At 52.3% G+C, this 15,043-nt stretch carries 11 protein-coding genes; 4 read left to right on the top strand and 7 right to left on the bottom strand.

What is annotated here, in order from left to right; all coding sequences use genetic code 11:
• Positions 1–3 precede the first annotated feature (3 nt).
• On the bottom strand, positions 4–1,539 hold the full coding sequence (locus ACO0LH_RS04285) for an ATP-binding protein (protein ID WP_422939793.1): 1,536 nt from the start codon (positions 1,537–1,539) through the stop codon (positions 4–6).
• Positions 1,540–1,794: 255 nt separating this feature from the next.
• Here ACO0LH_RS04285 and ACO0LH_RS04280 point away from each other — a divergent pair, with 255 nt between their 5' ends.
• The gene (locus ACO0LH_RS04280) at positions 1,795–3,390 is read left to right on the top strand and encodes a cytochrome C (protein ID WP_422939792.1); all 1,596 of its coding nucleotides are present in this window, start codon (positions 1,795–1,797) and stop codon (positions 3,388–3,390) included.
• A gap of 85 nt (positions 3,391–3,475) precedes the next feature.
• Here the strand turns inward: ACO0LH_RS04280 and ACO0LH_RS04275 are convergent, their stop codons facing one another.
• Complete coding sequence (locus ACO0LH_RS04275; protein WP_422939791.1) at positions 3,476–4,027, bottom strand: thymidine kinase; 552 nt, start codon at positions 4,025–4,027, stop codon at positions 3,476–3,478.
• A gap of 190 nt (positions 4,028–4,217) precedes the next feature.
• Here ACO0LH_RS04275 and ACO0LH_RS04270 point away from each other — a divergent pair, with 190 nt between their 5' ends.
• Complete coding sequence (locus ACO0LH_RS04270; protein ID WP_422939790.1) at positions 4,218–4,688, top strand: Hsp20 family protein; 471 nt, start codon at positions 4,218–4,220, stop codon at positions 4,686–4,688.
• A gap of 129 nt (positions 4,689–4,817) precedes the next feature.
• Here the strand turns inward: ACO0LH_RS04270 and ACO0LH_RS04265 are convergent, their stop codons facing one another.
• The 3 genes from ACO0LH_RS04265 to ACO0LH_RS04255 form a co-directional block, all read right to left on the bottom strand.
• Positions 4,818–6,101: a TolC family protein gene (locus ACO0LH_RS04265; RefSeq protein WP_422939789.1), complete on the bottom strand. Its 1,284-nt coding sequence runs from the start codon at positions 6,099–6,101 to the stop codon at positions 4,818–4,820.
• An 81-nt stretch (positions 6,102–6,182) separates the two neighbouring features.
• On the bottom strand, positions 6,183–9,308 hold the full coding sequence (locus tag ACO0LH_RS04260; RefSeq protein ID WP_422939788.1) for an efflux RND transporter permease subunit: 3,126 nt from the start codon (positions 9,306–9,308) through the stop codon (positions 6,183–6,185).
• A complete protein-coding gene (locus ACO0LH_RS04255; RefSeq protein ID WP_422939787.1) occupies positions 9,301–10,455 on the bottom strand; it encodes an efflux RND transporter periplasmic adaptor subunit in 1,155 nt (384 codons plus the stop codon). Before ACO0LH_RS04255 ends, ACO0LH_RS04260 begins: the two co-directional genes overlap by 8 nt.
• A 275-nt stretch (positions 10,456–10,730) precedes the next feature.
• On the opposite strand from ACO0LH_RS04255, the gene ACO0LH_RS04250 reads away from it, so the two are divergent.
• On the top strand, positions 10,731–11,396 hold the full coding sequence (locus ACO0LH_RS04250; RefSeq protein ID WP_422939786.1) for a response regulator transcription factor: 666 nt from the start codon (positions 10,731–10,733) through the stop codon (positions 11,394–11,396).
• Complete coding sequence (locus tag ACO0LH_RS04245; RefSeq protein ID WP_422939785.1) at positions 11,396–12,760, top strand: sensor histidine kinase; 1,365 nt, start codon at positions 11,396–11,398, stop codon at positions 12,758–12,760. The genes ACO0LH_RS04250 and ACO0LH_RS04245 overlap by 1 nt, the downstream gene beginning before the upstream one ends.
• 39 nt (positions 12,761–12,799) lie before the next feature.
• Here the strand turns inward: ACO0LH_RS04245 and ACO0LH_RS04240 are convergent, their stop codons facing one another.
• Complete coding sequence (locus ACO0LH_RS04240) at positions 12,800–13,936, bottom strand: alpha-hydroxy acid oxidase (protein WP_422939784.1); 1,137 nt, start codon at positions 13,934–13,936, stop codon at positions 12,800–12,802.
• A gap of 94 nt (positions 13,937–14,030) precedes the next feature.
• On the bottom strand, positions 14,031–14,966 hold the full coding sequence (locus ACO0LH_RS04235; RefSeq protein ID WP_422939783.1) for a LysR family transcriptional regulator: 936 nt from the start codon (positions 14,964–14,966) through the stop codon (positions 14,031–14,033).
• Positions 14,967–15,043 lie beyond the last annotated feature (77 nt).

Raw genomic sequence — 15,043 nt, 5'->3', positions numbered from 1 at the left:
CTCCTATTCAACAGGCCCTGGTGCACATGGCAATTGTATCAATATCGTGATACCGCCCAGCCCGGAAGGCAAGGCACTGATGCGTCCCTCATGCGCTTCAATGAAGATTTTACAGATAGACAAGCCCAGCCCGCTGCCACCACTTTCGCGGCTGCGTGCGCTGTCAACGCGGTACAGGCGGTCAAATAGCAAGGCATGAGCGCCCGCGGGTACGCCAGGCGCACTGTCTTCTATGCTCAGCTCTGCCAAAGCACCGTTGCGTTTCAGGCTGCACAGTAATTGGCCGCCAGCATCGGTGTAGCGTACGCTGTTTTCCAGCAAATTGCTGATGACCTGAGTGAGGCGTCCGCTATCTGCCCGTATCCATAATGGTGTGTCGGGAAGCTGGCTTTGCAACTGCAAATTTGCCTGGCCGATGCGCAATTGAAAGCGCTGCAATAATTCACGAAAAAGGGCGAGCAAGTCGATGGTCTGGAAGTTGTAATGCAAGTCACCCGCGTCAGCCAGTGTCAGCTGGCGGATGTCATCGACCAGTTTGTTGAGGTGGATGACTTCAACATGCAGAGATTCCAGTGCCGCAGGGGTAGTAGGGCGTACGCCATCCAGCAAGGCTTCTATTTCACCCAGAATCACGGTCAGCGGTGTACGCAATTCATGCGACACATCGGCCAGCATCTTGCTTCTTTGTTTTTCATTTTTTTCCAGGGTTTCTGCCATCGCATTAATGTCTTTTGCCAGGTCGCCCAGCTCATCCTGGGTAATCACTTCTGCACGCGCCTGGAACTGGCCCTTCGATACACGCGCCGTTACCCTGTGCAGTGACTTTAATGGCCGTAACAAATGCCGCGCCAGCCACAGCGAAAACGCGACGGCGATAAAGATCAATGCAATCGCCAGCCATAAGGTATGCCGGATTTGCAGCGTGACAAAATCCATGCCGCTGGCATTCGATATTTGCCTAAGCGGGGCCAGGCGCAAGGTGCCGACTCTGGTCGTATCGAGCATGATGGCCTGTATGCTGCCACCCGGTGCATCTGCCGGCCCGATCAGGGCGTGGCCGTCTTTGTCTATCAGCGATAAACGCTGGCCAAAACCCATGGGATCAACAGGTGGTCTTTGTTCTGGCGGTACATCACGCGCTGCCTGGCCTTGTGGCCTTGGTGGCGGGTCTTGTGCTGCGCGCGAACGGCGCGGCGGTGGCGGCGGCCTGTCAGCCTGTGTACCATCTTCACGGCGTGGAGGTGGCGGTGGAGGTGCCTCAGGGTCTTCTTCCGCCGGACGTGGCCTGTTACGCAACTGGTCCAGCAGCGTGCGCATGGAACCACGGTTACTCTGGAAACGGTCAAAATTACCATATTGCCGGTAATCTTCTGCCAGCAGTTTGCTCAGTCTTTCCAGATCCTGTTTTTCCAGATCACTCAAATAAGCGATAAACCCGCTCTTCAGGTTTTGACTGGTCACCCATGCCATGGTGCCTATGCTCAGGATGACTATTGCCGTAATCGCCACAGCCAGCTTGCGGGCGATGGTCAGGCGCATAGGTGCTTACTCTGGATGATGACAAAAATCATGGTGGGTTTGGTCACTGACCGGAATATTCCGAATGCTCCATTATGCAAGTGAATTATGGAGAAATCATGAATTTTTTCCTGGAATTCTGATAGTGATTATAACAATCCCGGCAATTCTGAAAAATTTCCAATCTCCATTTTTTCTCCACATTCCGGCGGCATCCTGTCATCAAGCTCAACACGAGCCTTTGCGGACAACGCATTAAAACCGGGGAGATTTCAAATGAAAAAAAGATTACAAACGTCCTTAGGGAGAGTGCAGGTTTCCGTGCTTGCCGCAACCATCATGGGCTTGAGCGCATGTGGAGGCGGGGACAGCAGCCAGGCAACACAAGGCACTACCACCAGTGCGCCGGCAGCACCACCGGCAGCAGCACTCGTTGTAACTGTCAGCAATACGCCAGGCGCGCCACCGCCAACAGATTTGCCTTCCCTGGTTCCGATTGCAAATGAAGAAGGCAGCGTGCTGACAGTCAGTACGACAGGCGCCATTGACAAAAGCAATCCCTTTTTCAAGGCAATGGGAAATGGCCGCAGCTGCGCCACCTGTCATCAGGAAAGCCAGGGCTGGAGTGTACGCCCACCCAATATACAGGACCGCTTCACGCAGTCGAATGGTGAAGACCCTATTTTTCGTCTCAATGACGGTGCTAACTCACCGGCCGCATTGGTTGCCACGGTAGATCAGAAACGTCTGGCTTATAGCATGTTGTTGACCAGGGGCGTAATACGGGTAGGCATGCCCGTGCCGGCAGATGCAGAGTTTACTTTACTGAAAGTGGATGATCCTTACGGTTATGCCAGTGCCAAGGAACTGTCCCTGTTCCGTCGTCCTTTGCCGACGACGAATGTTAAATTTCTCAGTACCGTGATGTGGGATGGACGTGAAACTTTTACCGATGCGAAATCCAGTCTCTGCCTGCGCAATAGCCGGCCATTGCAATGTTTCGCCAGTACGGATTTCAATTTGCTGCATCAGTCCAACAGTGCAGTGACCGGTCATGCGCAGGCAGCACAGGGTCTGACTGCGGCGGAGCAGCGCAGTATTGTTGATTTTGAAAAAACCTTGTTCACTGCGCAAATTACCAGCAGTGTCGCAGGTAATCTCACCGACCTCGGTGCCAAGGGCGGGCCGGCTGAACTGGCAAAAAATGATTTTTATTTTGGTATCAATGATCTTGATTCTGGCGATTACCTGACTGGTGCAGCCTTCAATCGCAATGTCATGAATATGTTCACCAGCTGGCGCGGCCTGGATCGGCCAACACCGCCAAACCCGCCAAACCCACCCGGCCCGGGGCGCGGTGCCCCACCTGCACCACAGCCACCAACAGCAATCAATGTTGCCAGGGCATCGATAGCGCGGGGTGAGCAGATTTTTAATACCAGGCCGTTTGCCATCACCGGTGTCAGTGGCTTCAATGATGAGTTGCGCGTGCCCTTGCAGCGTGCTACCTGCACCAGTTGTCATAGTGCACCGAATGTCGGTTCACATTCTGTACCACGGTTTTTCAATACGGGTATCGCAGATGCCAGCTTGCGTACACCTGATATGCCACTGTATACCCTGAAAAATAAACTGACCGGCGAAGTCATGGAAACCACCGATCCAGGCGTTGCCATGGCAACCGGGAAATGGAAAGATATAGGCCGCTTCAAGGTGCCCAGCCTGCGTGCCATAGAATCACGTTCACCGTATTTCCATAATGGCGGCACAACAGACCTGACTGACCTGGTGAAGTTTTACGACAAGCGTTTCAATATTGGTTTGACGCCCCAGGAAATTACAGATCTGACAGAATTCCTGAAAGTACTGTGATCAGTATGGCGAGATAGCGATTTGGTAAAAAAAAGCATAGGCAGATCAGTGTTGATCTGCCTATGCACCATGGATTTTTGCCTGCTTATTCCGAATAAAAGCAGCGGCCACAGACATGCTGATATCTTTCATTTCCACCGATATCAATCTGCTCACCACTTTTCATGCGCGTGCCTTTTTCATCGACACGAATATTCATTGTCGCTTTTTTCCCGCAGGCGCAGATGTTCTTCAATTCTTCAATATCATCTGCCAGCGCCAGTAAATACGCCGAACCTGTAAATGGTTCGCCAAGAAAATCACTGCGCAAGCCATAGCAAATGACGGGTACACCGCGTACCTGCGCCAGTTGATGCAATTGTTTGACTTGCTCCGCAGTCAAAAATTGTGCTTCATCGAGCAAGACGCAACTGACTTTCGGCGTTTCTGCCAGGAAATCGAAATCGGCATCAAACACTTCGGCCTGACGCTGTGGCCCCAGACGCGAAGTGACTTTGCCTGCGCCATAGCGGTTATCAATGGCCGCCGTATATAAAAGCACCTTTTGCCCCTGCTCTTCATAGTTGTGGGCAACTTGCAGGAGAGCGGTGGATTTTCCGGCATTCATTGCCGAATATCTGAAGTAAAGCTTGGCCACTGGTGTCCTTGATAATTTTTTGTTGATCGACGTATATAGGGATGATATTCGACAATTTCAAGGCCTTGAAACTTGTTTGGACAGCCCCATTTTCTACTCAGCAGATGCTCAACCGAGGTTTGCTAAAAAACTGTTTCGTACCTGTTTTATACCTATTTTACATATCGCTTAAATTTAAAAGGATATCATCATGCGTAATTTTGACTTTGCTCCCCTGTATCGTTCCGCCATTGGTTTTGACCGTCTGGCACAATTATTTGACGATGCACAACGTGCTGAAGCAGCACCAAGTTATCCACCTTACAACATCGAACTCATCGGTGAAGACAAATACAGCATCAGCATGGCAGTTGCCGGCTTTGATCGCAGTGAACTGGAAATTGAAAGTGAACGCGATACATTGAAAATTGTAGGCCGCAAACAAAAGGCTGAAGGTGCACGCAATTTCCTGCACCGCGGCATTGCTTCCCGTGATTTTGAACACCGTTTCCGTCTGGCCGATCATGTCAAGGTCATTAGCGCCCATCTCGACAATGGTTTGCTCAATATTGAACTGATCCGCGAAATCCCGGAAGCCTATAAACCACGCCGTATCCTGATTGATGGTGAAAACCTGCAACTGGTTGATCCACAAACTCAGGTCGCCCGTCAGGCAGCGTAAGCTAGAGCCTTGTAGTCAGTCGTAAAGAAAGTCAGTCGTAAAAAAGGCATGGGCCAGTTTGACTGGCCCATGCCTTTTGTTTTCTGCTTCGTACCCAATTTATTAAATCAGATCAGGGTGCTGAAGAATCTAAGGGGCTGAATAAGCGATGCTTTGTTGTAATTTGATTTTTGCATTTGCCGCATTCGCTTCTGCCTGCAAATACGCGAGAAAAATTTCATCGGCGTTACGCTGGGCATTCAATAATTCCAGCATCGAAGCCGAACCTTTGCGGTAACTGGTGCGCACGCCTTGCAACAGACGTTCAGAATCATCAAGCACATATTCTTTATAGTTGCTCAGGTTCTGTCGTGCTGCCTGGTATTGCATATAAGTATTGCGTACGTCGATTTCCGCTTTCAGCAATACCGACCGCAATTGCAGACTGGCCTGCGTCAGCGCAGATTGCGCCTGCGTCAACTCACCACTTTGTGTGCGCGAAAAAGGGATGGGGACAGTAATGGTCAGCCCCAGCATATTCGATCTTTCCGCCGGCGAATTGGTCACCATGCCGCTGGCATTTTGAATGGCGTTGACTTTGGGCGTATTTTTTACACCCAGGTTAATCACCGGATCTATCCAGCGGTTTGCCCTCGCCAGTTCTATATTGTCCCTGGCGTTTTCTGTACTCGATCTGGCGAGCTGTATGTCTTCGCGTTTTTCCAAAGCCTGTTGTATCAGTTTATTGATATCGTCAAACGGGTCAGCCTGACTATTTTGTTTTTCCGCCTGGAAGATATCGCAATTGATTTTCTGTCCGGAAAAAGCATCATCATATTTTTTTCCCAGAAAATTCGATAAAACAGCAAGCGCATTTTGGGTGTCGGCACGGGCGATGTTGACCTCTGCCGCAAAACGGTCAGCTTCGACCTTGGACTGCACCATTTCCAGCTTGCCGATATCACCGGCCTTCAGGCGCGTTTCATTCATGCGCACGATGTCACGCAAGGCGTTCAGGCTGGTCTCTTTACGTGTCAGCGATGCAGAAGAGCGGCAGGCTTCGATAAATGAGGTTGCCGCATCAGCCATCAATTGCCGCTTGAATGCCGACACCGTCGCCTCGCTCAGGCGTACATTGCTTTCTGCCGCATTGATGCGGGCTTGCCGTTTATTCGCTGTTTCCACCGTAATGGCGATACCGGCCGTGGTGGTGGTTGCGGTATTCGGCTTGTTCGGCCCATACAATTCTTTCGAATCTATACCTGCGGTAAATTGCGGGTCTGGCCTGACACCAGCGATGGAAATGCCTGCCTTTGCACTGGAAACCAGTTCCTGCTGCGCCTGCAAATCAAGACTATTGTTTTCAACAGCGCGCAAATAATGCTGCAAATTGACAGTGCCATTTTGGCTTGACTGCGCCCAGGCCGGCGTCATGAAAACTGATGTCAATATCAGACATGGAATCATCACCATGCGACGACATGGTTGTAGAGATATTCTTTGCATACTTAATCCTTAAACAGCGCTTGCTGTATCGTCAGCATGGTGCGTTGCGACTGTATTATTCTTGTGTTCGCGGGTTTCGATATAGTGCTCGATCAGGTAATAAAGCCCGGGCAGCCACACCAATGTCAGACCCGTTGCAGTGATCAGCCCACCCACCACGACCGTTGCCAGCGGGCGTTGTACATCACTGCCCAGACCATGCGCAATTGCCGCAGGCAATAAGCCCAGGGCAGCCACGGTGGCTGTCATCAGCACTGGCCGGAAACGCTCACTGGCACCGCGCAACACCACATCCCTGAGTGACAGTTTGCCCTCACTGCGCAGGCGGTTCAGGTTTGACACCATTAAAATGCCATCCATGACAGCCACGCCAAACAAGGCGATGAAGCCGACGGCGCTCGACACATTCAGGGTCATGCCACGCAGGTGTAAGGCGCATAAGCCACCCAGGGCACCCAGCGGTACTGCCATCAGTATGAGAGCCGGCTGGCGCAAATTCCTGAACTGGCCAAACAGCAGGACAAACATCAATGCCACCACGACCGGCAAGATAACTGCCAGCCTGGCCTGGGCGCGTTGCTGGTTCTCAAACTGACCACCCCAGGTAATCTGGAATTTCGCATGATCATATTTGACCTTTGATTCCACCCGCTCTTTGGCGTCATCGAGAAAGGAGGCCAGGTCACGGCCTTTCAAACCCAGACCCACAGTCAGGTGGCGTTTACCCATTTCACGCGTGATCGTGCTTTCACCATCATCCAGACGTATCGTTGCCACCTGCGCCAGTGGCACTTTGGCGCCCGTCGATGAAGTCAGTACCAGGTTGCCCAGTGCTTCGGGGTCGCTGCGCGACTCCTTGCTGAAGCGCACGCCGATATCGTAATGGCGCTCATCGATGAACAATTGTGCAATCGGCTTGCCACCTATGCCCGTGCCAATAAGATCAGTGATGTCTGCCACGTTAATGCCGTAGCGGGCTGATGCGGTACGGTCGACTTCTATGCGCACCTGCGGCAAGGGCGGCTCCTGTTCGATAATGACGTTCTCTGCGCCGGGTACTGTCTTCAGCGTGTTTTCCACTTCCTTGGCGATACGGCGTGATTCCTTGAAGTCATTGCCATATACCTTGGCCACCAGGTCACTGTGTGCACCGGCCAGTTTATCCAGTACACCATCTATCATGGGCTGCGTGAAGCCGACATGGGTGCCAGGTAACTGTTCGAAGCGTTTGGCCATATGTTCTATGAGTTCCTGCTTGCTCCAGCCAGATTTCCAGCTGTCGTAAGGGTGCAGGGTGACGCTGACTTCGATATGGGATGGTGTCCAGGGATCGGTACCTTCATCATTGCGGCCCAGTTGCGAGACGATGGATGCCACTTCTTTGAATTCCAGCGTCGCACGTCTGAGTGCATCCGACATGCTGCTGGCTTTTTCCAGCGATATGCCAGGCGGCAAGGTGACCTGTAACCAGATCGAGCCTTCATCCAGCGTGGGCAGAAAATCACGGCCTATGCTGGCTCCCAGGCCGATCACGGCGATGAACGCAAAAGTAAATGCAGCTATCGTCAGACGCGAAGAATTGACGACTTTTTCGAGTACCGGCTTGTACAACGAAGCCAGTTTGACCAGCACAGGGTTATGAAATACCTTGCGCGGTGTTTTATAGGCCTGGTAAGCCAGCCCGGGTATCAGTACCAGCGATACCACCAGCGCACCGAACAGGGCAAAGCCGATTGCAAACGCCATGGGTGAAAACAATTTGTACTCTATGCGCTGAAACATGAACAATGGCAGATACGCGGTGATGATCACGACCATGCCAAAAAAGATAGGCTTGCTGACCTGCAGCGCTGCCGTCATCACGTCTTTGGCCGTCAGGGGTTTGCCGCCATCTTCTTCAAACTTGCGCAGTATCTGTTCCATCACCACGATCGCACCATCGACAACGATGCCAAAATCGATCGAGCCCAGGGACAATAAATTGGCCGGAATCTTGAAGTGATGCATGAAAATAAAGGCCGTCAACAAGGACATGGGTATCGTGACCGCAACGATCAGTGCTGCGCGCGGGCTACCCAGAAACAGCAGTAACACCAGCGTCACCAGAAACATGCCTTCCAGCAGGGTCTTGCCTACCGTATGCAAAGTTGCTTCTACCAGCATGGTGCGGTCAAGATAAGGCACCACTTTGACATCTTTGGGCAGGATATTGGCATTCAGATCCTGCACGGCCTCATGCACGCCTTCCAATACCTTGGATGGGTTCTGGCCCTTCAGCAACAGGGTGATGCCTTCGATGGCATCGGGGTTGTCATTCTTGCCGAGGATGCCGCTACGTTCCTGGTTGCCGAGTTTGACTTCGCCCAAGTCTTTCAACAGGACAGGCACGCCATTTTTTTGTGTGATGACGATATTACCGAGGTCATCAAGACCGCTGATCAGGCCTATGCCGCGCACCACAAAACCCTGCTGTCCACGTGTCAGAATACTGCCGCCGGCACTGGCATTATTGGCATTGATGGCCTGTGTGATCTGGGCCAGTGTCAGGTTATATTTATTCAGTTTTTCCGGTGAAAAATCCAGGATGAACTGTGTCGTGATACCACCAAAATTGGTCACGTCAGCCACCCCGGCAACCTGCTTCAGGCGTGGTATGACTTTCCAGAACTGGAGTTCGGATAATTCACGCAGGTCGCGGCTTTTTGATTCCAGCGTGTAACGGTAAATTTCACCTATGGGCGAAGTCAGCGGGTCAAGGCCGGGCTGCGCACCATAGGGCAGGGGCACGGCGCTGATCCTTTCCTGCAGGCGCTGGCGTGACCAGTAATCTTCTATGCCGTCCTGGAAAACCACGGTAATCAGCGACAGGCCAAAAGTGCTTTTGGAGCGCATGACATGCATGCCGGGTGTGCCCATGATTTCCCGTTCCAGCGGGATGGTGATCTGTTTTTCCACTTCTTCAGCCGCCAGCCCGGCGACCTGGGTGACCACTTGCGAGGTGGTATCTGCAATATCGGGATAGGCTTCCAGCGGTAATTGTTTCCAGCAATAGATGCCATACATGGCAACCAGGAAAAACACCAGCCAGACGATACCGCGACGGGCAAAGCTGGTTTTAACAATATTCTCAATCATTGAGCAGTACTCCCTCTTTGACGACAATACGTTCACCTGCCTTCAGACCTGACAGGATTTCAATCTGGTCACCTACCTGGGCTGCTGTCTTGACGATGCGTGGTTCAAATACCCATGGGGATTTTTCCACGAAAACGCGGGTATTAAAGCCGTTCTGCACCAAAGCTGAGGTGGGAATGGCCGGGGACTGATGTTTCTGCCCGCTTAAATTGACCTTGGCAAACATGCCAGGCTTGAAGCGGCCAGAATGATTGTCAATCGCAATGCGCACCTTGATGGTACGTGTATCAGCATCAAGCACATCGCCGATATAGCGAACTTTGCCTTCAAAGCTTTCATTGTCATAGGCGTTCAGTGTGATTTTCGCTGTCTGCCCCAAAAATACCTGTGACAGGTCTTTTTCCTGGATATTGGCCACCATCCACACGCTGGACAAGTCCGCGACTGTCATTAACGGGGCATTGGTGTCATTCCAAAAACCACCTTGCGCACCTGTCAGCTCAATGACACGCCCGGCGATGGGTGAGCGCAGTTGATACTGGTGACCGGCAGAGGCGCCAGCGCTTGCGCCCAGTTGCGTCAGGCGTGCTTTCGTGCGTGTGGCTTCGCTATTGGCCTGGGCGTAATCAGCCTCGGCCTGTTCGAAATCCTTGCGGGCAGCTATTTCCGCATCCACCAGGTCTTTTTGCCTTTGCAGGTTGCGCTTTGCCAGCAACAGGGCGCTCTGCGCTTTATTGGCATCGCTATAAGCCAGGGCGATATCGGCGGAATCGATTGAAAACAGTGCATCGCCGACTTTGACATTGTCACCAAGACGCTTGTTTAACTGAATGATGCGGCCTGTCACCGGTGGCACTACCTTGATGGATGAGGCGGCATCAATTTCTATCGTGCCGGGGATGACAATCGCCCGCTCTATGGACTGTTCGGCAACTGGCGCAATCACCAGCGACTTGCGCAGTGGTGACAATTCTGGAATGCGTATACTGGCAGCATCCCTGACCAGAGGGAGTTTGGCTTCTTCAGCCGCCGCATCTTTTTTTGATGCAGGATCGCTTTCCTTGTTGCAGCCAGACAGCAATAATGTGATCAGCACGGGGGCGATCAGGGCACTGCAAGTGTGGCGACGGGTATGGTACTTTCTCATTTCAACCTCAATTTCACGCTTGATAAGTCACGCAACGTTAAAAACGCCGGTGTTTGTCGTAGCAAATAGCTGTAACTCATCTCATCCCTATTGATGAAATGCGCTCTAATTACAAATTGGGGCTGAGGATAACAAGCGTTTCTGTCGTCAACATGACATAACGCTGACAATAAGCTGACAGCAGGAAAAATCAGGAAACAGGGTGCCAAATAGATGCAAAAGAGTAAAATATGCCGATTTCAAATGAACAATCAAATGCCTGAACTGGATACGCCATGCATGTCTTGTTAGTCGAGGATGATTCCGTTATTGCAGATGGCATATCCAGAAACCTGAAGGCGCATGGCATGGTCATTGATGTCGTCAGCAATGGCATTGATGCACTGGCTGCACTGCAACGCTCGGAAATTTCCATGATGGTGCTTGATATCGGCATCCCCGGCATTGATGGTTTTGAAGTTGTCAGACGCTTGCGCAGCCAGAATAATCATTTACCCGTATTGCTGTTGACGGCGCGTGATTCCATACAGGACCGCGTTCATGGCCTGGAACTAGGGGCAGATGATTACCTCGTCAAACCCTTTGCCACGCCAGAACTGGTGGCGCGCATCAAGGCCCTGATCCGGAGAAGCGCACCGGAAGCCATGTCGCTGCAACTGGCCGGCCTGAGCCTGGACCAGACATCCAAGCGTGCCAGGGTCAACGGGCAGTCGATAGAATTGTCAGTGCGGGAGTGGGCGGTTCTCGAATACCTGATGCAGCAGGCGGCCCGTGTGGTTTCCAAGCAGCAGATTATAGACGCCATCCTGCCGTGGGGAGAAGACATCACCCTGAATGCAGTCGAAGTGTATGTATCGCGCATACGCAGTAAAATTCTCGATGCAGGTGTCACCATCAGGACCATCAGGGGCTTTGGTTATATGCTGGAACGGGCCGACTGATGAACGCCAGCATACGCCTGCGCCTGCTGAAGTGGCTGATCGCGCCCTTGCTGGTGACCAATATCCTCGGCGCAGTGCTGATTTATCGCCTGGCCTGGGAGCCGGCCAATGCCGCCTTTGACGAAGGCCTGACCGACACCGCATGGGCACTGGTGCCGCGCCTTAAGCTGGTCAGTGCTGACGTGGCAATTGATTTGCCGCCGCAGGCAGAACAGGTATTGCGGGTCGGCCATTTCGATCCGATTTATTTCATCGTCCGCAATACCGAAGGCAAGACCATTGCAGGCGATGCCGATTTCCCAACCTTGCGCACGACCGAGCGACTTGATGAACCGATCGCCTATGATGCTGTCATGCGTAACGGCGGGATACGCGTCATTTCCCTGAAAACCATGGTTAGCGGCAAGCCGGTATTCATCGGCGTGGCAGAGACTTTACGACGCAGGAATAATATCCGCTCGGATATTTTCATCGCCCTGTTATTGATGGAGGGCTTACTGGCAGGCATGTCTGCCACCATCGTCTGGTTCGCGGTTGCCAAGGGCTTGTCGCCGCTGAAGAAAATGCGTGCCGACCTCGACTCGCGCAGTTACGATGATCTGTCACTGATCGATGTCAAGCACATCGCCTTTGAGTTGCAGCCACTGGTGCTGGCCCTCAATGATCTGCTGACCAGGGTACAGATAGGTGCAGCCGCGCAACGCGACTTTGTCGCCAATGTGGCGCATCAGTTGCGTACGCCGCTGGCCGGTTTGAAAATGCAGATTGAATGGTTGCAGCAACGCTATGTATCGGAAGAAGAAACCAGTCATTCCATCAAGCTGATGATGTCATCAACCGAGCGCCTGATACGCCAGACCAACCAGTTCCTGTCACTGGCGCGCGCAGAACCCAGCCAGTTTGACCAGGCACATCTCGAAAAACTGGCATTGAATAAACTGGTCGAAGATGCGATCCAGCATTTCATTGAAGAAGCCGACAAAAAAAACATCGACCTCGGTTTTGACCTGCATGCCAGTGAGATCATGGGCAATCGTTTTCTATTGCGTGATCTGATAGATAATCTCATCGATAACGCCATACGCTATACACCAGCAAACGGCACGATCACCGTCAGTTGCCTCAGCACCGGCGACAGGGTGATACTGAAAGTGGAAGATTCCGGCCCCGGTATTGCACAATCAGAACAGCAACTGATATTCAACCGGTTTTACCGTATCAGCGATCAGTCCAACGGTAGTGGACTTGGGCTTTCCATTGTCAGGGACATTGCCAATGACCATAAAGCCGGCATCAATGTATCTACCGGTAGCAACGGCAGCGGCACTGTTTTTGAAGTCGTGTTTGCGCGTTGCCTGCTCTAGCAGATGAGTAGTTACCGGCGGGTGCAGTTGTTTTTTGCTTTAGGGCCGTATCAGGTTCGCTGGCCCGACTTCGCGTATATCTTTGGTACCGGTCAGTGCCATGCTGACATCCAGTTCTTTTTGCAAAATTTCCAGCATCTTTGTCACACCGGCTTCACCCATCGCGCCCAGGCCATATAAGAAAGCCCGGCCTACCATGCTGCCTTTGGCACCCAGTGCCGTGGCTTTGAGGATATCCTGCCCAGTGCGTATGCCGCCATCAAACCAGACTTCGGTCTGATGGCCCACCGCATCGACAATGGCAGGCAATGCCTGTATCGATGACATCGCTCCGTCCAACTGGCGGCCGCCATGATTGCTGACGACGATGGCATCCGCCCCGGCAGCAACGGCCAGTCTGGCATCTTCCACATCGAGTATGCCTTTCAGTACCAGCTTGCCACCCCATTCTTTCTTGATCCAGGCCACGTCATCCCAGTTCAGGGTCGGGTCAAACTGGCTGGCTGTCCACTGGCTCAGGGTCAATATGCCATCGCCACCCTTGACATGGCCGACCAGGTTGCCAAAGGTCCTGCGGCCTGTCAGTGCCCGTAAGGCCCAGGCGGGTTTGGTGGCAAGGTCAAGAATATTGGCCAGTGTCAGTTTGGGCGGCACCGACATGCCATTTTTCAGGTCTTTATGACGCTGCCCCAGGATTTGCAAATCCAGTGTCAATACCAGTGCCGAGCATTTGGCGTTTTTCGCGCGCTGTATCATTTCTTTCACAAAGCCGCGGTCACGCATCACATACAACTGAAACCAGAAAGGCTTGGTGGTGACACTGGCAACATCTTCTATCGAACAGATGCTCATGGTGGACAGGGTAAACGGCACACCAAATTTTTCTGCGGCGATGGCACCCAGCATTTCTCCATTCGCCCATTGCATGCCGGTCAGGCCGGTTGGTGCAATCGCCACAGGCATGCTGACTTCCTGCCCGACCATGGTGGTACGGGTAGAGCGGTGTTCTACATTGATCGCCACACGCTGCCTTAATTTGATGGCAGCCAGATCGTCGCTATTGGCGCGGTAAGTGCTTTCTGTGTAGGAGCCGCTATCGGCATAGTCATAAAAAGCCTTGGGAACGCGCTTTTTGGCCAGCAGGCGCAAATCTTCTACACAGGTAATGACGGGCATGGCAACACTCCGGAAGTAATATAGTTAACATGATTAACATGAACAGGATGGCCAAAGTGTAGGGTATAAGCGAGCTGTCATGGCGGAATTCGTTTCAGGCTTTCAGTGAAGGATTTTCAGCATTCTCTTCCAGGAAGCGCTCAAAAATAAAAGCCCGCAACCATTGGTTGCCTGTATCCTGGTTGTAGCGCCGGTGCCAGAACAGATTGGTTTGCAAGGCCGGCAGGCGTATCGGCGGCTTGGCGTAACGCAAGCCAAACGGTGCGGCAGCCCGTTCTGCGAGTTTTTGCGGCACCGTTACCAGCAGGTCATTGACACTGACGATATAGGGAACGGCCACAAAATGCGGTACCCGCAAATGGGCGGCAGCGCTGATACCGGCTTTTTCCAGGCTTTGATTGACTTTTGCATAAGGGTTTTCTTTGGATGCAACAATCAAATGTCTTGCGGCCAGAAAATCTTTCATTTCCAGTTTGTCCGCTGCCAGCGGGTGGCTTTTCCTGAACAGGCATACATAATTTTGCTTGAACAGGCGTCGCTGGTACCAGGCGTCAGACAAATGATCGAAGGCACCAATAGCCAGGTCGACCCGGCCAGATTCCATCTCTGTTTTCAGGTCTATATCGCTGGCACGTACTGTTGACAACTGTATCCCCGGGGCCAGGGTGTGCAGGTGTTCTGCCAGCACGGGCATGAAATACACTTCGCCGACATCCGTCATGGCAATGGTAAAGTGACGCGTGCTGCTGGCCGGGTCAAAGTCTTCCTGGCGGTTCAATGCCTGCGTAATATGGGTCAGCGCCACGGCAACCGGTTCTGCCAGTTGTTCTGCCAGTGCCGTCGGCTGCATGCCTGCGGCAGTGCGCACAAATAATTCATCGCCAAAACTGCGCCTTAACCTGGCCAGCGCATTGCTGACTGCTGGTTGCGACAGGCCCAGCTTGCGGGCTACGGAAGAAATCTGTCTGTCCTGATACACCTCCTGGAATACCACCAGCAGGTTCAGGTCTATGTCTTTGGGTTCAAGCATATCGCTACTCTGACTTACTATTATTGATATTGTGAATATAGTACATTTTTGTATTTATATCGTAAAACATCATGGTT

This window comes from Undibacterium sp. TJN19 (assembly GCF_049339485.1).
Classification (GTDB): domain Bacteria; phylum Pseudomonadota; class Gammaproteobacteria; order Burkholderiales; family Burkholderiaceae_D; genus Undibacterium.
This window is presented reverse-complemented; position numbering and strand designations above follow the sequence as displayed.